Annotated in this window: 15 protein-coding genes and 1 tRNA gene; 9 read left to right on the top strand and 7 right to left on the bottom strand. The window is 55.3% G+C overall.

Annotated features, from left to right (window positions below):
• Positions 1 to 56 precede the first annotated feature (56 nt).
• Positions 57 to 1,148: a beta-eliminating lyase-related protein gene (locus MHI24_RS17675; RefSeq protein WP_340020838.1), complete on the bottom strand. Its 1,092-nt coding sequence runs from the start codon at positions 1,146 to 1,148 to the stop codon at positions 57 to 59.
• A gap of 195 nt (positions 1,149 to 1,343) precedes the next feature.
• On the opposite strand from MHI24_RS17675, the gene udk reads away from it, so the two are divergent.
• From udk to MHI24_RS17640, 7 genes are all read left to right on the top strand, one after another.
• Entirely contained in the window at positions 1,344 to 1,973 is a 630-nt protein-coding gene (gene udk, locus MHI24_RS17670) for a uridine kinase (RefSeq protein ID WP_340020837.1), read from the top strand.
• Between the two features lie 477 nt (positions 1,974 to 2,450).
• Entirely contained in the window at positions 2,451 to 3,344 is an 894-nt protein-coding gene (locus MHI24_RS17665; RefSeq protein ID WP_340020836.1) for a sugar ABC transporter permease, read from the top strand.
• On the top strand, positions 3,341 to 4,219 hold the full coding sequence (locus tag MHI24_RS17660; protein ID WP_340020835.1) for a carbohydrate ABC transporter permease: 879 nt from the start codon (positions 3,341 to 3,343) through the stop codon (positions 4,217 to 4,219). The genes MHI24_RS17665 and MHI24_RS17660 overlap by 4 nt, the downstream gene beginning before the upstream one ends.
• Before the next feature lie 51 nt (positions 4,220 to 4,270).
• Positions 4,271 to 5,659, top strand: coding sequence for a sugar ABC transporter substrate-binding protein (locus MHI24_RS17655; RefSeq protein WP_340020834.1), 1,389 nt, complete (start codon positions 4,271 to 4,273; stop codon positions 5,657 to 5,659).
• 201 nt (positions 5,660 to 5,860) lie between these two features.
• On the top strand, positions 5,861 to 6,853 hold the full coding sequence (locus MHI24_RS17650) for a LacI family DNA-binding transcriptional regulator (protein ID WP_340020833.1): 993 nt from the start codon (positions 5,861 to 5,863) through the stop codon (positions 6,851 to 6,853).
• Positions 6,854 to 6,866: 13 nt separating this feature from the next.
• Entirely contained in the window at positions 6,867 to 7,865 is a 999-nt protein-coding gene (locus MHI24_RS17645) for a BadF/BadG/BcrA/BcrD ATPase family protein (protein ID WP_340020832.1), read from the top strand.
• A 6-nt stretch (positions 7,866 to 7,871) separates the two neighbouring features.
• Entirely contained in the window at positions 7,872 to 9,185 is a 1,314-nt protein-coding gene (locus MHI24_RS17640) for a 6-phospho-beta-glucosidase (RefSeq protein ID WP_340020831.1), read from the top strand.
• Between the two features lie 64 nt (positions 9,186 to 9,249).
• Here MHI24_RS17640 and MHI24_RS17635 read toward each other — a convergent pair whose 3' ends face one another.
• Entirely contained in the window at positions 9,250 to 9,969 is a 720-nt protein-coding gene (locus MHI24_RS17635) for a bZIP transcription factor (RefSeq protein WP_340020830.1), read from the bottom strand.
• A 126-nt stretch (positions 9,970 to 10,095) separates the two neighbouring features.
• The gene (locus tag MHI24_RS17630; protein WP_340020829.1) at positions 10,096 to 10,911 is read right to left on the bottom strand and encodes an AraC family transcriptional regulator; all 816 of its coding nucleotides are present in this window, start codon (positions 10,909 to 10,911) and stop codon (positions 10,096 to 10,098) included.
• A 130-nt stretch (positions 10,912 to 11,041) separates the two neighbouring features.
• Here MHI24_RS17630 and MHI24_RS17625 point away from each other — a divergent pair, with 130 nt between their 5' ends.
• Positions 11,042 to 12,328: a Gfo/Idh/MocA family oxidoreductase gene (locus MHI24_RS17625; protein ID WP_340020828.1), complete on the top strand. Its 1,287-nt coding sequence runs from the start codon at positions 11,042 to 11,044 to the stop codon at positions 12,326 to 12,328.
• Between the two features lie 358 nt (positions 12,329 to 12,686).
• Here MHI24_RS17625 and MHI24_RS17620 read toward each other — a convergent pair whose 3' ends face one another.
• Both MHI24_RS17620 and MHI24_RS17615 read right to left on the bottom strand, forming a co-directional pair.
• Positions 12,687 to 13,919 carry an IS110 family transposase gene (locus MHI24_RS17620; protein WP_340020827.1) on the bottom strand — a complete coding sequence of 411 codons (1,233 nt, stop codon included), beginning with the start codon at positions 13,917 to 13,919 and terminating at the stop codon, positions 12,687 to 12,689.
• A 757-nt stretch (positions 13,920 to 14,676) separates the two neighbouring features.
• Positions 14,677 to 14,760: transfer RNA gene (locus tag MHI24_RS17615), tRNA-Leu, on the bottom strand.
• A 229-nt stretch (positions 14,761 to 14,989) separates the two neighbouring features.
• Here MHI24_RS17615 and MHI24_RS17610 point away from each other — a divergent pair.
• Positions 14,990 to 16,786 (top strand): helix-turn-helix domain-containing protein, encoded by a 1,797-nt coding sequence (locus MHI24_RS17610; RefSeq protein WP_340020826.1) that lies wholly within the window; start codon positions 14,990 to 14,992, stop codon positions 16,784 to 16,786.
• A 78-nt stretch (positions 16,787 to 16,864) separates the two neighbouring features.
• On the opposite strand, the gene MHI24_RS17605 is transcribed toward MHI24_RS17610, so the two are convergent.
• Both MHI24_RS17605 and MHI24_RS17600 read right to left on the bottom strand, forming a co-directional pair.
• Positions 16,865 to 17,770 (bottom strand): AraC family transcriptional regulator, encoded by a 906-nt coding sequence (locus MHI24_RS17605; protein ID WP_340020825.1) that lies wholly within the window; start codon positions 17,768 to 17,770, stop codon positions 16,865 to 16,867.
• A 39-nt stretch (positions 17,771 to 17,809) separates the two neighbouring features.
• Positions 17,810 to 18,700, bottom strand: coding sequence for a GNAT family N-acetyltransferase (locus tag MHI24_RS17600; protein ID WP_340020824.1), 891 nt, complete (start codon positions 18,698 to 18,700; stop codon positions 17,810 to 17,812).
• Positions 18,701 to 18,799: the final 99 nt, after the last annotated feature.

Here is an 18,799-nt window from a genome sequence, read left to right as displayed (position 1 = left end):
CAGGGGCTGTCCTGAGTTAGCCATTAATTTGGCTCCGGGGACAGCCCCTGCTCCGTTCAGAGCGTCTTCAGCCGCTCATCCAGTAGCCGGAACATCTCTCTTAGCGCCGTCTGGTCTGCTTCACCGTAGAGATCGCCGATATTAATCTCATAGGAACAAGAAGAATCACCGGTCTCTTTCAGCCGCGGCGTCAGGCCGATGCCGGTCTCCTTGTACAGTTCCATTAGCACCGGCGTAAGACGTTCTCTGGCTATCGCGAAATGTACATGGAACATATTAGAGACCGGAACCTCCGGCAGCGTGGATACCTTGTGGCAGCTATTGAACAGGGCTGCCAGATCCTTGGCCTGCTCGTAATACCTGGCCATGTTGCCGATTCTCTGCCGGTAGTAATACCGGGCCGGTACAATGTAAGGATAGAGACTGATTAAGTCGCCGCCGTGGCGGCGTTTCCAGATTTTTGAAGCCTCCGTGAACTCCCGGCCTCCGGCCAGGATCGCTCCAGCAATCCCTCCGATCCCCTTGTAGAAGGAGACATACACGCTGTCGAACAACGCACAGACCTCGGCCGCCGTCTTGCCATAGTAAGGCAGCACCTCGAACAGCCGCGCCCCGTCCAGATGGAGCTTAATCCCCTGCTCCCGGCAGTAGGCCGATATGGCCTCCAGCTCGGTGTACGCCGGCAGCTGCCCGCCGATCTCGCGCTGCGGCAGCTCCAGCAGCAGACAGGCTACCCCAGGCCCCATGCTCTGCACATCCTCCAGGGTAATCAGCCGGTCTGCACTTCCCAGCAATCTCGGCTCCAGATGATGCAGCTCCTTCAGCCCGTCCTGCTCATGGATCTCCAGATGGCACAGCGGATGATACGCCACGCTGCGGCTGCCTGCGCGGTCGCTCCAGATGCGCAGGGCAATCTGCTGCGCCATCGTGCCGCTGGGGAAGAAGACGCTGCTCTCCTTGCCCAGCACCTCTGCCATCTCCGCCTGGAACTCCTCAATCACAGCCCCGCTCCCGTACATGTCGGCTGCAAGGGTATCCTCCGTTTCCGCCAGTGACCGCTTCAGCACGGCGGCATCCCGTGCGCCATGGCCTGCCAGCTGTACCTGTGTGCTGCCGAACGCTTCCATTAGAGCCTTTTGCATATCCATATTGTTCAATCTGCCCCCTTCTCATTAGGCCTTCATCTATACGTATCCTTCAAATCATATCATTTCTCTACAAAATAACCGATTTATCCGAATGTTCACATGATATTCCTCTCCATCATGATGAAATAAGTCGACTGCTGTGCTACAATATTGGAATTGCAAAGGCAATTGCTTAGGGAGGTTTACGAAAAAACCATGCTTATTATCGGTATCGCCGGCGGGACCGGCTCCGGCAAGACCACAGTCGCACGCTCCGTGATTGACCGTCTCGGCTCAGACAAAGTCACGTTTATATCCCAGGATAACTACTATAAAGACCATTCTTACCTCAGCATGGCCGAACGCGGTGCGATTAACTATGACCACCCGCTGGCCTTCGACAACGACCTGCTGATTGAGCATTTGAATTGCCTTAAGACCGGACAAGCCGCTTTCGCTCCGGTCTACGACTTCACCATCCATGCCCGTTCCACCGAGAAGACGGTGAGCCTTGCTCCGAACAACATCGTCATTCTGGAGGGGCTGCATGTGCTGTCCGACGAGAAGCTGCGCGAGCAGCTTAATATCAAGGTGTTCGTGGACACCGATCCCGATGTGCGCATCCTGCGCCGGGTGCTGCGGGACATCGAGGAACGCGGACGGACGATCCGTTCGATCCATACGCAGTATCTGACTACGGTGAAGCCGATGCACGAAGCCTTCATCGAGCCTTCTAAGAAATACGCGGACCTGATCATCCCCGAAGGCGGACAGAATCAGGTGGGCATCGAGCTGCTGTCTGTACTGACCGAGAAGTATCTGTCCGGCGATCACCAGTGGAATTAAGCCCCGCACCCGCTGATAGTGGTGCAGGAGCCGTCCGGCAATGCCGGACGGTTTTTTGCTGTCTCGGGAGTAGACGTATGCGAAAACCGAGTATATTGGGCAGCGCGATAGCTACCGGGGCCAGCGCAGGTGAAAAGCCAGCAAGTAATCGGCCGCCCACAGGTGAGCTACTCTAGAAATCGCGCCTCAAAAGTCAGGTTACCTTACACAAAATCTCGGGTCACAGCAGATTTTTCATCATTTTCAGCATTATTATCCATTCATTTGTTATATTTATTGACTGGTAACGCTTTATTCCCGAAATAAAGGGTTGATTATTTAGTGATCATCCACTATGATTAGGTCAACGGACGACATTAAAGTTAAAGCGATTTAACTTACAATTTGTCCACTATAAAAAATATTGGCAGATTACATTTTTATTTTCCACTAAAATTAAAGCGCTTATACTTTTAACCAAGAAAGGCTGGTGTGTTCGTGATTAAGAGTGAGAGCCGGCGGCAGACGTTCTACATGTATCTGTTCATCTCCCCATGGCTGATCGGCTTCCTGATCTTCGCCCTGTATCCGATCTTGTCTTCGCTGTTCTACAGCTTCACCGACTATGACATCATTCATCCGCCCAAATTCATCGGCCTTGCCAATTACACGGAGATGTTCCACAATGAGCTGTTCTGGCGTTCTGTGACAGTTACCCTAAGGTACACCTTCATCAGTGTCCCGGTACAGCTGCTGCTCGGTCTGGGCTTCGCCCTGCTGCTGCATCAGACCCTCCCCTGGCGCGGCTTCTTCCGGACAGCGATGTATTTTCCGAGTATGGTCTCCGGTGTGGCCATGTCGCTCCTCTGGTACTGGATCTTCAATCCGCAGATCGGCCTCTTCAACTATATGCTCTCCTGGTTCGGCATTCACGGCCCGGCCTGGCTGATGAATCCCGATACAGCGCTGTACGCCCTAATCATCATGTCCTTCTGGACTGCAGGCTCAGGCATGATCCTCTTCCTCGCCGGTCTGCAGGGAGTGCCGGCCAGCCTGATCGAAGCCGCCAATCTGGATGGGGCAGGGCGCTTCCGCATTTTCCTAAATATTACGCTGCCGATGATCTCACCCGTCCTGCTGTTTCAGCTGATTATGGGTCTGATCGACTCCTTCCAGGTATTCACGCAAGCCTTCGTCATGACGCAGGGCGGACCCAATTATTCCACCTGGTTCTATGTATACAACCTGTATACAAGTGCCTTCAAGGAATACCGTGCCGGATACTCCTCCGCGCTGGCCTGGGTGCTGCTGATTGTCGTCATGCTGTTCACGGCAGTCATTATGAGGCTGTCGCGCCGTTATGTCCATTATGAAGGAGGCAGCCAACGATGAGTACCGTTAAGGCCACCCGCCCGCTTGGCCAGCCTTCCCGGCTGCGCCGGAGAATCAAGCCCGTTAAGATCGCCAGCTTCACCGCGCTGCTCATCACAACGTTCCTCATGCTGCTGCCGCTGTTCTTCATGGTCTCCACCTCGCTGAAGTCGAAACGGGAAATGCTGAAGTTCCCGCCGACCTTTCTCCCGGAGAGCTGGGCCTGGAGCAATTATGCCGATATTTTCGAGACGCTGCAGTTCGGCACCCTGTACAAGAACAGCCTGATCATCGCCGGCTTCTCCGTATTCGGCACTCTGCTCTCTTCGGCGCTGGTCGCTTACGGGTTCGCCAGGTACCGGGGACGCGGCAACAGCTTCTGGTTCATCCTGCTGCTGAGCACGATGATGCTGCCTTATCCGGCCATTATGATCCCGCAGTTCGTGCTGTTCTCTCAGATGCAATGGATCGACACCTTCCTCCCGCTGATCGTCCCTGCCTTCTTCGGCTCGGCGTATAACATCTTCCTGCTGCGGCAGTTCTTCTCCACGCTGCCTGAGGAGCTGTTCGATGCCGGACGCATTGACGGCTGCGGCGAGCTGAGAATGTGGCGGACCATCGCGCTGCCGCTGTCTGCTCCGGCGCTGGCGACGGTGGCGATCTTCGCTTTTATCTATAGCTGGAATGATCTGCTGACCCCTGTGCTCTACTTAAGCTCGTCGGACAAATTCACGCTGCCCGTGGGGATGGCCTCCCTCACCTCATCGCGCTTCCGCATTCCGCCGTGGCATCTGCTGATGGTCGCCTCCGTCCTGGCGATGGTTCCGATCGTCACCTTGTTCGCTATCGCCCAGAAGCAGTTCGTGGAAGGCATCGTACTGACAGGCATCAAGTAATGCACCAAGTATTGCCGGGTTACAACACTTGAAATCAGGAGGGATTGGACAATGAAGAATAAGATGAAGAGCAAGAGGTATGCGCTGCTGCTGGCAACAGCATTGACAGGGGCGGCAGTTCTGGCGGGCTGCGGCGGAGGCAAGTCGGCAGGCAATGTGGCGGCCGGGGACAGCGGAGCCGGGAATACCGGCGGTTCGGGAGAGCAAGTGACGATATCCCACTATACCATTGATTCGGAGGACCGGACTTTTATCGAGAAGCTGATCCCGGAATTCGAGAAGGAGCATCCGAACATCAAGGTCAAGGTGGAGAAGGCTCCCTATGAGCAGTTCGACAGCAAGCTGCAGACGCTGATTGCCGGCGGCAATTCCCCGGATGTAACGAGCCACTACGGATACGGAGGATTTGCCGAATATTACAACAAGGATATGCTGCTCGATCTGACGGACCTTATCAAGGAAGACGGCTTCAAGGCGGAGGATTACCATATCCCTGAGAATCTGATGAAAATATACACTGTAAACGGCCATACTTACGGCATACCGGTCAATATGTACGTCACCCTGATGCTCTACAACAAGGATATGTTCGATGCTGCAGGCGTCTCCTACCCGCCGAGCGATTATGAGGATAAGAGCTGGACCTTTGACCGCATGGTTGAGGATGCCAAGAAGCTGACGGTCGTCTCGGACGATATCGCCAAAACACAATACGGCGTAGACTTCACCTGGGCGGAGCGGGATATGCGGCCGCTGTACTTCGGGGCAGAGCCTTACTCTGAAGATACCTGGACCAACGGCGGCGTTCCTTCCGAGACGCATTTCGATTCCCCTGAGGTGATTGCCGCTTACCAGAAGCTGTTCGACCTTGTGTTCAAGGAGAAGGTGTCCCCGACCTCCGAGTGGAGCAAAAGCGTAGCCGGACAGAACGGCGACCCGTTCGTCGCAGGCAAAATCGGCATGTCAGTCGGCGGCTCCTGGAACCTCGCCGGGTCTAACGATTTTCCGTTCAAGGTTGGCGTAGCCGCCGTGCCATGGGGAGGCAACGACAAGGTGCGCAGCACACTGTTCGTTGATCCGCTGCTGATTCTGAAGGATTCGAAGCATCCGAAGGAGGCTTTTGAATGGATCAAATACCTGATCACCACCGAGGTTCAGGAGAAGTCCATCGAGCTGAGCGGCGGCAATCCGCCAGTCAATACGGAAGCGGCTGAGGTCTATTACAAGCATTTTGACGGCATTGATCCGGAGGATGTGAAGAAGGTCTACGAGGGCGCGGTCAAATACGGCTATGAATCCTATAACCATCTGATCACCAACTACTCGCAGATCAACGACATGTTCATCAATGAGCTGCAGCCGGTCGAGACCGGACACAAGACCCTGGAAGAGGTGATGCCGGTGATTCAGAAGAAGGTTACGGAGATCATCCAGAGATAAGGCGGCCCGGCCGATGTTATATGTTTAGCGGAACCGCGGCGCGACCTGTATACTGGAGATAGAATAAGTGGAAACGGCTTTGCCGTCCTTTTAAAGGACGGTACCGTTTCAGCGAGAAATAGAAGGATAAGTTATCGTGTGAAACATATAAATTCTTATATTTTAAGAGTACCGGACAATCTACCGCAAGGAGCGCTTGGGATGAAAGTGAGTATTTTTGATGTTGCCAAAAAATCAGGGCTGTCCGTGGTCACCGTATCGCGGGTATTGAACGGGGCCGGGACTGTGCGCGAGAAGAACCGCCAGAAGGTGCTCGACGCGATCAAGGAGCTGAATTACCACCCGAATGCAGCGGCCCGCAGTCTGGCCAGCGGCAAGACCGGGATCATCGGCCTGATTGTAACGACCCTGCAGGATTCCTTCTTCGATGCCGTGGTTAAGGAGCTGAATGAGACACTGGCCCTGCACGGGTATTTCCTCGCGGTCTCGGTCTCGACAGGCATCGATTCGGACGAGAATCATTACCTGATCCAGGAAGACCGGGTTGACGGGCTCATCCTGCTCTCCCCGATGCAGGAGGATAATTATATTGTCGAGCTGAAGCGGCGGGGGATTCCCTACGTGCTGATCGACAACCAGCTGCCGGAGAATGACAGCTACTCGATCACCATCGACAATTTCAAAGGCGGGTATGCCGCAGCACGCCACCTGCTGGAGCTGGGGCATACCTCCATCGCCCATCTCTGCGGGCAGGAGATGTTCCGCAGCACGCGGGAGAGGCGCGCGGGCTTCCTGCAGGCGCTGCAGGAGCAGGGCCTTGATCCGTTCGAGATCGTTCCCGGTGAATTCGAGATTGGCATGGGCTATGACACCGCGCAGCGCTGGCTCGCGGAGGGCAAGCTGCCGGAGGCGGTATTCGCCGGAGATGACAATATTGCCCTCGGGGTGATCAATGCCCTGATGGAGGCCGGTATACAGGTGCCCGGGGAGGTTGCCGTCGTCGGCTACGACGACCACTATATCGCCTCCCGGCTCCGCCCGCATCTGACCACGGTGCGCCAGCCGGCGGACAAGATCGGCGTGGCCGCCGCCGAGATGCTGCTGCGCCGGATCAGCGGGGAGATGAAGCGCGGCTCCAATATTAAGATCGATCCGGAGCTGATTGTGCGGGAATCGACGAAGATAAAATTATAGGAGTGACAAACCATTGGCTTATTATATGGGAATCGACGGGGGCGGCAGCAAGACCTACGCCCTCATATGCGATGAACAAGGCCGCATTCTCGGCAAGGGCAGGAGCGGCAACGGCAACCACCAGACCGGCGTGACGCAGGCGGAGAACAATATCCGCGAAGCGGCCTCCCTGGCGCTGGCCGAAGCCGGACTGCGGCTGGATCAGCTCCGTCATGCCTTCCTCGGGCTGGCCGGAGCTGACCGCCAGACCGATTATAATATTCTCCATCCGATGATCCGCCGCATCGGATTCGCGGACTACACGATCAGCGGCGACCCGATGATCGGCCTGCGGGCGGGGACGGACCGCCCCTACGGGGTAGCCCTGATCTGCGGCACCGGCACCAATGCGGCGGGCCTGAATCCTGAGGGCCGCCACTTCCAATGCGGCGGCTTCGATTATATGTACGGCGATTTCGGCGGCGGCGGCGCGCTGAACATCGAGGTGTTCCGCACGGTCATCCGGGCCTGGGACGGCCGCGAGGTCCCCACGCTGCTGACGGAGCCGCTCCTCAGGCTGCTTGGCTATGAGCGGGTGGACGATATGTACGATGACTTCCTCGATCACGGGAAGCAGGTGCCGCTGGATGCGGCCCGCCTGCTGTTCCCGGCGGCAGCGGAAGGCGATGCGGCTGCGCTGGCGATTCTGAACCGCCAGGGCGTGGAGCTGGGCAAGGCGGCGGCGGCCGTTATCCGCCGGCTCGGCATGGAGAAGGATACCTTCGATGTGGTGCTGGCCGGAAGCCTGCTGACCCGGGGCGACCGCGGCTGGATCCGCGGTCCGGTCGAGCAGGCGGTACGCGAAGCGGCACCGGGGGCCGCGGTGGTCACCCTGTCCACCGAGCCTGTGATTGGCGCCGTCTGGTCGGCGCTGGAGCGGGACGGGATTACGATCAGCCGGGATATGTATGAGACGATGCGTGCTTACCAGGAATTTGAGCAGATTCCAACCATCATCACCAGACAGGAGTGATTCATTGTGACAGCAAACCAAGGTCTGAAGATTGCCGTCATCGGCGGGGGGTCTTCTTATACCCCCGAGCTGGTTGAAGGCTTCATCCTGCATTATAAGGAGCTCCCGGTCCGGGAGCTATGGCTTGTAGACATTGAAGCAGGCCTGCATAAGCTGAACATCGTAGGCGCTCTGGCGAAGCGCATGGTGGAGAAGTCGGGCCTGCCGATCGAGGTCCATCTCACTACCGACCGCCGCAAGGCTATTGCCGGGGCCGACTTCGTCAGCACCCAGATCCGCGTCGGGATGCTGGACGCCCGCGCCCGCGACGAGTCGATTCCGCTGAAGTACGGCGTGATCGGCCAGGAGACGACCGGTCCCGGCGGCATGCTGAAGGCGCTGCGCACCATCCCTGTTATTCTCGGCATCTGCCAAGATATTGAGGAGCTGGCGCCGGACGCCTGGCTGCTCAACTTCACCAACCCGGCGGGCATGGTCACGGAAGCCGTGCTGCGGTACTCCAAGGTGAAGAGCATCGGCCTGTGCAATGCCCCGATTGGCCTAATTAAGCAGGTGTCGGCCAAGTATGACGCCGCCCCTGACCGCATCTATGCCGAGTTCGTCGGCCTGAACCACCTGCACTGGATTACCCGGATCGATGTGGAGGGTGAAGACAAGCTGCAAGAGATGCTGGAGGATACCGCAGGCTACAGCGCGAAGAATGTGCCGGCACGCGAGTGGAACCCGGAATTCCTGCAATCGCTGCACGCCCTGCCCTCCTATTATCTGAAGTACTTCTACATGACGGATGCGATGCTTGCAGAGCAGCAGGAAGCCGCAGCACAAGGCGGAAACCGTGCTGAGGTCGTTAAGCGTGTGGAGGAGGAGCTGTTCGCCATCTACAGCGACCTGGAGCTTAATGAGAAGCCGAAGCAGTTGGAGCAGCGCGGCGGAGCCTTTTATTCGGAGGCGGCTGTGAATCTGATGCGCTCGCTCTATAACGGGACCAATGACATCCAGACGCTCAATGTGGCGAACCGCGGCATTCTGGATTTCCTGCCGGATGACGCCAGCGTCGAGGTCAACTGTGTGGTTACGAAGACCGGTCCCCTCCCGCTGCCGTTGACCAAAATTCCGCCGATGGCCAAAGGGCTCATCCACGCCGTGAAGACCTACGAGCAGCTCGCCATCGACGCTGCCGTCACGGGCGACCGCAGCCTGGCGATTCAGGCGCTCGCCCATCACCCGCTCATCCGTTCCGTGGAAGTGGCGATTGCCCTGTTGGATGAGATGCTGGAGGCGAACCGGGAGTATCTGCCGGCTTTTTTCGCTCAGGACTAATCCCATAATATCAACAAGAGCCTATGCTGACCGCAGACCATTCTGCGGCGCACAGGCTCTTTTTTTATTTTACAATGGTATAGCGGTAGGTTTCGCCCTCAATCCCGAAGTCGGCATATAGCGGCTTGCCGCTGGATTTCACTTCATCAGGAACCTCGGCCAGGAACACCAGAGTACCGTTCTTCAGCGGTCCAATCGTCGAGATGTTGGTATAGGTGAAATCTTCGCCGCCGTTCTTCTCCATCGTCGCGAAGGTGCTGTACACATATTTGTTGTCATATGTAACCTCCACATCCGCTACTTTGTCCGCACTAATCGCCTGGCCTGCCAGATTCTTCACCCTCAAGGTGATCGCCAGATAGGTTGTACCCGGCTCCTTGGCTTCATAGTAAGTGTAGAATGACCCCGGATTGGATGGAGTTACCTTCTTGCTGAAAGAGGTCTTGGTAATGGTATACTCACCCGTCTCATCAATCACCAGTGGTGTGCCTTTGATGATCAGCTTGTAAACCTCCCCGGAATCAGCCGCAGCAGCACCGCTCCCGTTATTAAGAAGCTTCACCGCCCCCTGCTCCTCCTCCGCTGTCACAGGCTTCACCAGGCTCTCCTTCAGCCTGTCATTCTCCTCTTTCAGGAATCTGTTCTCCTTCTGCAGCTCACTAATCTCTGTTTTCAGCTTCTCCATGCTCTCTCTGCCAGCGCCTGCATTGTCCGAGGAACACCCGGTTACGGTTACCGCAAGCATGGCGGCAGCAAGCCAGAGGCCCCCTGATTTCATTGTCATCACACACCCCAATATTTGTATTTCAACCTTCACCATTATAAGGCAAACCCTGGGCCAAAGATTGAAAAATATGTAACATTTCCGCAGCCATTGCCGAAACGAAACAAGGGATGTGCCTCGCTATCATCATGCCCTGTGCTGCTTGCGGTACTGGAGCGGGGAGCGTCCCGTTATTCCTTTGAACACCCGTCCGAAATGGGCGATGCTCTCGAAGCCTGCCGTATCAGCCACCCGGGTGATTGGCCAATTCGTCTGGATGAGCAGCGCCTTGGCTTCACGGATGCGGACATAGTTCAGGTATTCAATGATCGTGAATCCGGTGGTCTGCTTGAAGATCCGGCACAGATAGGTGGAGCTGACGTAGAACTGCTCGGCAATTCCCCCAAGGCTCAGCCGCTCGCTGTAGTGGTTGTCCAGATATTCGATAATGCTGTACACCCGGCGCTGCCCCTCGCTCTGCTCCGGCGAGACCAGGGCCGGCTTCGCCTTGCGGATGCGCTCCAGCAGAATCAGCAGCTGCAGCAGCAGCGTCCTTATGTATTCCATGCTCCAGAGCTGCCCTTCCCTCTGCTCCTCCAGCATGGCCTGAAGCAGATCGGCAATTCGTCCCTGCTCATGCGCGGTTGGCCGCAGCAGGAAGCTCTCCCCGCCGAACACATTCATCCAGTCCGGTGCAGGAGCCACCGGCGCAAGGTCCGCATCGCCAAAGCTCACCAGCACCCGCTCATGCGGCAGATGGCTTCCGCCTGTGGTGCGGTGCAAATGGTTTTTGTTGATAAACACCAGGTCTCCGGCCTCCAGTGCGTACATGCGGTTACGGATATAGTAATGCCGCTGCCCGGACAGCAGATAGTAGATCTCATAGAAATCATGGAAATGGTCGGTGTCCATATTGAACTGCCCGATTCGCTTCAGCTGTTCGATGTGAAAGATAGGCTCCATTCTGCTGTGTCGGACCTCCTGTCAGGATAAGATATGCTTACTTTGGGGAGAAAGAGACTAAATCCCGTTCACTTTCTGCATTTTCTATACTATAGAATAGAAGCAACCCTAAGTAAATGGAGTGATCCCCTTGTCCAAAAAGAAATATGCGCTCGTCGGCACCGGCGGGCGGGCTGAATTTTTCTATGGCGCTCTTGTTACCGCTTACAATGATACATCCGAGCTGGTGGCCTTCTGCGATGTCAATCAGACGCGGATGGATTATGCGAATCATCTGCTTCAGGATAAATACCAATACCCGGCGGTCCCAACCTACAAAGCCCAGGATTTCGACCGCATGATCACCGAGACCCGGCCGGACTTCGTGCTGGTGACTTCGATTGACCGGACGCACCATAAGTACATTATCCGCGCTATGGAGCTGGGCTGCGATGTAATCTCCGAGAAGCCGATGACCATCGATGAGGAGAAATGCCGCGACATCTTCGATGCGATTGAACGGACCGGGCGGAGTCTGCGGGTTACCTTCAACTACCGCTACGCGCCGCACAACACGAAGATCCGTGAGGTGATTATGGATGGCGTGCTGGGCGAGATTCTGTCGGTGAACTTCGAATGGCTGCTGAACACCCAGCACGGGGCGGATTATTTCCGCAGATGGCACCGCGACAAGCGGAACAGCGGCGGCCTGCTGGTGCACAAATCGACGCATCACTTTGATCTGATGAACTTCTGGCTGGGGTCGCAGCCTGACACGGTCTTCGCTATGGGCGACCTGCGCTTCTATGGCCGGGAGAATGCCGAGAAACGGGGCATCACCGAGTTCTACCAGCGGGCGTACGGCAGCAAGGCGGCTGAGAACGACCCCTTCGCGTTGCACCTGGACCAGAATGAACACCTGAAGCGCATGTATCTGGACGCCGAGCATGAAGACGGGTATCAGCGCGACCAGAGTGTGTTCGGGGACAATATCAGCATCGAGGACACGATGAGTGTTATGGTCAAATACAAGAATAAGACGGTCATGAACTATTCGCTTAATGCTTATATGCCGTGGGAGGGCTTCATTATCGTGTTCAACGGCACGCAGGGGAGGATGGAGGTACGGATTACGGAGCAATCCTATGTCAACTCCGGCGGCGACAAAGCGGATGAAGGCGCACTGAACGGCATCAGCCTGATGATCTACCCGCACTTCAAGGCGCCGTACCGCGTAGAGTTCGAGAGCGGCAGCGGCGGACACGGCGGCGGCGACCCGGTGCTGCTTCGCGATATTTTTGGCGACAAGCAGGCGGACCGCTTCAACCGCGCTGCCTCCCATCTGGACGGCGCTATGTCGATCATGACCGGCATCGCCGCCAACCGCTCCATGCGCACCGGCCAGCCGGTGCAGATTGCCGACATCTGGCAGGGGTAGAGAGAATAGCATAGGCAACATCGATAGAGTAGATAGACACCCGCTGTCCCGGCAGCGGTGAGCTATGCACGGGTAATGCAGCAGCCCCCTGTCTCCACTTGAATGTGGGACAGGGGGCTGTTTAGCCCACATAGCGCCGAATGTGATCGGTTTTTCGATTACATTTCGCCCGCGCACCCATTCGGCGTCGAATGTGTTCGGTTTTTCGATTACATTTGGCCCGCGCACCTACTCGGCGCCGAATGTGTTCGGTTTAATACGAAAATAAAAGTACCGGAAAACGCGCCGCAGACTGGGTTTTGACAAAAAAAGACCCACCGCCCCCAAAAAACGTTTCGTTTTTTTGAAAAAGGGAAGACTATGGGGTAGGATTTAGTTGCACGCTATATCCTAACTGCTGGATATATTGAACGTACCGATCCAACCTGTTTTTCTTGGACGTCTCATCGCCTAGTGAGACGTCTATTTCTTGGTATGACCTCTTCTCCCGCATCAGGGCATGGAGGATTCGAATCAGCAAATGCGCCGTGGCGACGTTTGCTTTTTTATCTCCTCGTCTCTTCCGGATTCGTCGAAAGAATTGGCCGATCCGGTTCGAGGAGCGAGCGTTCGCCCAAGCCGCCTGACACAACGCACCTTTCAGATGCTTGTTCCCTTGCATCGTTTTTGACTTTCTTCGCTTTCCCGCACTTTCGTTGTTCCCTGGACACACTCCCGCCCATGAAGCGAACTGCGCATCACTCGGGAACATTTCCGCGACATGCGGCCCCACTTCGGCAAAAATGGTCACAGCAGACGTCCGCTCAATTCCTGGAATGGAGTCAATTTGTTCAATCACCTCCAGGTACGGTTCTGCCTTCGCCTCGATTCGCGCTTCCAGTTCCGTGATTCTTTTCTCCAAATAGACCAAGTGGTCCCAGTGGTCTCGAATCATCTCCCGATGATGACGGCGCAACTTGCCATTGAGCGCGTCGAGTAGCTGCGGAACTTTCTTTTTTAAACGGGTTTTGACCAGGTTTTTAACGGTCACTTCGTCCACGACCTCGCCGTCCATGATCTTCTGGAGCAGGCCCCGTCCCGTAACCCCATAGAGATCGGACATAAAGGTGGTTAGTTTGATGTTGGCATCCTGCAGGATTTTGTGAATGCGGTTTTTCTCCGCCGTCACCGCCTGCACCATCTTACTCCGGTAACGAGTCAAATCCCGCAAATCCCGGATGTCCTGTTCGGGCACCATACTGCCTTCAATGAGCCCGCAACGGTGCAATTGCGCTAACCAGCGCGCGTCTTGCATGTCCGTTTTTCGACCCGACGTATTCTTTACCCGCCGGGCGTTGGCCAGGACGAGGTCACAACTGCCCTCTAAGATGTTCCATACCGGTTTCCATAACACGCCGGTGCTCTCCATCACCACTTCCCGGCAGCCGTGTTCACTCAGCCAATCTTGCAGGCCGAGCAATTCTTTGGTTGTCGTCCCAAACGTTTTCAGGTGATATTGGGGTTTCTGTTCGATCGGTCCTTTTAACACGCAGGCTACAACGGTTTCCTGATGCACGTCCAGACCGGCGCAACACATACGTACAGCATCCATTCCTACCATCCTCCATCGTCAGTTTACAAATCATGCGCTCGAGTGAGTGTAATTTAATACACGTACTTTTGGGGGCTACAATAGGCGATGCTCGAAAAGCGCAATAGAACGGTTTTTCGAACGGGGTGGGTCCCAGTAACCGTTTCCGCCCTTTGATTTGTATATGTAAGTGTTGACGACTACAGCCTCATTTAGAATGGATGCGACGGATGCCAACCACTTATTTTCATTCCTGGGGGTGACAAGGCCTCTGCCTTGTCATGCCTGTTTTTCGATTACATTTCGCCTACGCGCTTACTCGGTGCCGAATGTGTTCGGTTTTTCGATTACATTTGGCCCGCGCGCCTACTCGGCGACGAATGTATTCGGTTTTTCGATTACATTCGGCCCGCGCTCCTACTCGGCGCCGAATGTATTCGGTTTTTCGATTACATTTGGCCCGCGCGCTTACTCAGCACCGAATGTGTTCGGTTTTTCGATTACATTTGGCCTACGCGCTTACTCGGTGCCGAATGTGTTCGGTTTTTCGATTACATTTGGCCCGCGCGCCCACTCAGTACCGAATGTATTCGGTTTTTCGATTACATTCGGCCCACGCACCCACTCGACGCCGATTGTAATCGGTTTTTCGATTACATTTGGCCCGCACGCCTACTCGGCGCCGAATATGATCGGTTTTTCGATTACATTCTGCTCGTCACAACAAAAAAGACCCTTCATCAAGAAGGGCCTTCCGTGCATTGTGCTAAAGCTGATATGCGGTCGAGAGGACTCGAACCTCCACGGTATTGCTACCACACGGACCTGAACCGTGCGCGTCTGCCAATTCCGCCACGACCGCAAAAGATGTAATGCAACGCAAGAAATAATATATCATGAATTCAGAAGAAGCGCAAGCTTTTTTAATAAACTTATCACGATCAGCATTAGAACAGCGCAGGCAAGTATAGCTCAACCTGCAGTTGATTCCCATACGATCCGCCCCCTACTCCAATATATGGGTTATTCCGGGGGCTGAGATTATAATAAGCTTACGACGTCGGAATCCATTAACGGGAGTTGTACGAAGCATGATTAATAACGATAAAGTGGGGAAACGGATTGCCACCCTCCGCAAAATGAAAGGCTTGTCCCAGGAACAATTAGCTGAACAGCTACAGGTCAGCGCCCAAGCGGTCTCCAAATGGGAAACCGGGAAATCTCTGCCGGAGACGGCCACTCTTCCCCTGCTGTCCGCAGCATTGGGCCACCCGATTGACAGCATTCTGCTGCCCCAGGAGCTAGTGGTCCTCTCTGCCATCTGCACGGACGGCCAGCAGGAGTTGGAGGTTACCCGTCTGGTGAATCCGTATGTCGCCTCGGACCGCCTGAGCCTGATGGCCGGGGACCATCTTTTCCCTGGTACCTGGACCAGCGACCGGCTGAAGCTGCTGCTGGTTACCTATGAGACACCTGCCGGTGTGTATTCGACTTTTGTGCTGAAGGGCCAGTTGCTCACCATCGATGTCCATTCTGCCGGTGATTCCGCGACTAGCGGGGAGCTGCAAATCATTGCTGCGTACTATGGTAACGATCAGATGAACCGCAATGTCGTGGCCAAAATGAAGCATTACGAGCATTTCCGCTGGAATCAGTTCAATGCCACCCATGAGCTGTTCCCAAGCCAGATCGACAATGACGGCAACGATTATCTGCTGCTGGTCTATATGAATGCCGAAGGGATTCATGCGGTAAGCTGCGCTGAAGGCGAGCGGATCTGCTACAGCACAGACCGCAGCCGCCTGTACCAGGCCGATTCTCCGCAGCAGAAATGTATTGTGGAAGGCATCCAGCGGCTTGGCTTCGGGCGGAGCATGGATTGCTCCTGGGCAGGGGCTATGACGGTCTCCCTTGCTGCCAGAGGCATAGAGACAACCTATGATCAGGTTATGGGAAATTCGGGGGCTTGCTGGAGAGTGGCTTTTGAGCCGGTGTGGGATTACAGCTCTGCGGATGCTCTTGTGGTCTATGATTATTCAATCCCCGCCTGTAGGGCTTATGGAATTGATGCCACCCGCTTAAGCCGTCTGGAGCCGCAGCAGCGTGCCGCCGAGAAGCTTGCGATTCTGGAGGATATCCGGCAGGGCAGACTGCCCGTGGCAATTAACCTGAGGGTGGCCCCTGAGTGGGGAGTGATTACCGGATACCTGGAGGATGGTAGGGTGCTGTTGTGCCGCAGTTACTTCGACGATGAGACCTTCGCGGAGCTTGAGAACGATCCTGACTTTCAGGCCCATATGGAGGCATCTCACGGGTATCTCCTTGTCGATCACTGGCCTTACCGGATCATCCGGCTGGGTGAACAGACGGCGGCCCCTTCCGCCTTGGAGAACCTGTATGCCTCGCTTCGCTTGAAGCTGGAATCTATGGGGACTGAGGGTGCAGCCCACAGTTCTTATGCAACAGGCTACAAAGCACTGGAGGCGTGGAGCGAGGGGCTGCTGGACCATGCTTGGTATGCCTCAGCAGACGGTGAAGCCTTCAGCCGGAGGTTATCGGTCAATCACTTCTGCATGATGGCCCTGGCGGATGCCCGCCGGAGCGCCGCAGCTTATCTGCGTGAATCCCTGCCGCTGGTGGATACCCCGCGCGAACAGGCTGCCTTGGAGAAGATGACTGAGATCTATGGAGAAATGGCCGGTCTGCTGGATGAGGCTTATCAGAACTTGCCCGACCCAGCGGTCCTCCGCTCAAGTGGCGTCTCTCCCAGAGATAGCTGGACACCCCGGCAGCGGGAGCAGCAGGCCGAGCTACTGGCGGAGGTTGCTGCGATGGAGCACAGGGCGGATGCTCTGGCACGAAAAGCACTGAAACTTACCCTTAACTAAAAGGAGCATTAATGGTCGAACCACTTAAGGAGAAGCGCCCTGCGCTTCTCCTTGACCCAGCCTGGTGCTCAGCTCAGGTCAGCTTATTTTACGGACCGGCCGCAGCACCGCATAGCCGTACCCCTCCGGGAAATGCCGCTGATAATCCTGCTTCTCCTCCTCGTCCCACACATAGCCCATAACCGCAGGATCATAATTCCAGGCCACATCCTCCACGATGCGCATCACCTGTCCATTGTCCTGCAAGTAATCAAAGGGCGGGTGAAAAAAGACCAGATATTCCGATTCCGGGATATCCCAGCATTCCATGCCCTCAGGAACAGCCCCGTCATAATCAGCCGCGACAAGGATACCATACAGGTAGCCTTTGCGCCCCTCCTGATAGAACCAGCCTGCCGTCTGGCCCAGTTGCCCGGGCAGCGTATCATGCGACATGCTCTCCAGGGTTCCGGAGACCTCATCACAGTCATGCCCATTCTCCCAGAACCCGCCGTAATTACTGGAATCGATGTCGCGGATACCGATAAACTTATGCGCTGGTATGAACTCAAGCTTGATCTCTGCTTCCTGCAAATGCACCTGTCTCATTCTATCCCGCTCCTTAATCAAATAATGATAAGGAGAGAACACCTCGGCACGAATAGCCAGCGGAATGGGCTGGGGAGCCTTCCGGTATGCATGGGGAGTGAGTTTAAAGGCTCTAAGAAAGGCCCGAGTGAACGCCTCCTGGGAGGAAAAGCCGAACTTCACGGCAATATCCAGAATGCGCGTCTCCGTGTCCCTAAGCTCCAGGGCCGCCCGGCTGATCCTGCGCTGCCAGACATAGTCCCGCAGCGTCATCCCAGTCAGCGCATGAAATTGCCGGGTGCAGTAATACGGCGAATACCCCAGCTGCTCCGACATCTCCAGCAGCGTAGGCGAAGCCGCAAGATCCTCCTCCACCCAGTCAATCATGCGCTGAACCATCTCATTCCATTCGTACATGGTTGTTCTCCTCCTCTCATTGCTGATTTTAGCAGAGGCCTAGAGTGTAGATATGACTTGAGTTGCAATCACAATATGCTTCATAACACGCTCCCTGCTGAACCCGTTTCTGTCGTAAAAGCGGATGGCCGCTTCGTTCTCCTCACTGACATCCAGCTCAATCCGTGTATAACCTTGCGCTCCGTATGCCGCCGCCAGATACTGGATCAACTGCTTGCCCGCCCCCTTGTCTCTCGCTTCAGGACGGATGCAGATGTATTCCAGATGAAGAACACGGGTCCGTTCGTTTCTGCGGACAATCAGGTAGCCCAGGAAGGAATCGCCGTCAAGCACGGCATAGATATCATATTCACTGTCCCCGCTATCCTCTATTTCCGCCTGAATCTCCTCATTAGTAAGGATAGCGCCTGGAAACTGCCGGTCATGCAGCTCCATAATCTGTCCGGTCCACTTGGATTCAGAATCTGTGATTTGCAGAACAGTCAGGCCAACGGATGGGCTGCCCTTCTGCCCGAATGCGGTATCTAATGAATAATGGTGATGCGCCCTCACCTTCTCAATACGATGCCGGCTGACATATTCATAGAGCGGCAAGTTAGCGCTGCTAATGAAGAAGTGAACATACCGGATGCTTGAGGCTTGGACCACTTCATTCAGATCATGGAACAGACGCCGGAGCTCCTCCTTAGGATGGACGGAATAATAAGGTCCCCAGACCTCTATATCCTGCAGATCTCCACCAACATCATAGATATCGAGGATCATCGCGCCGGTGATATCGTCTCCTTCATATAACACATAGCTGCTCTCTGCCAACCCGTCACTGAGGTCATGTAAGATATCCTCCAGCGTGCTGCCCGCATACCCGCAGTGCTGGCTTTCAGTATTGCAAGCCGCGATAAACCGCGCCAGCTTCTCTATTTCTTGCATTATAATCTCTCTCCTCCTCTAAAATAATGGAATATGTTCTCACTCTCCCCTTAATATTACGCTAATCATATATATAAAACAGCCCGTACCTGTTCTAAC

Origin of the sequence: Paenibacillus sp. FSL K6-1096 (genome assembly GCF_037977055.1) — a bacterium.
In the GTDB taxonomy this organism is placed as follows: Bacteria; Bacillota; Bacilli; order Paenibacillales; family Paenibacillaceae; genus Paenibacillus_AQ.
This window is presented reverse-complemented; position numbering and strand designations above follow the sequence as displayed.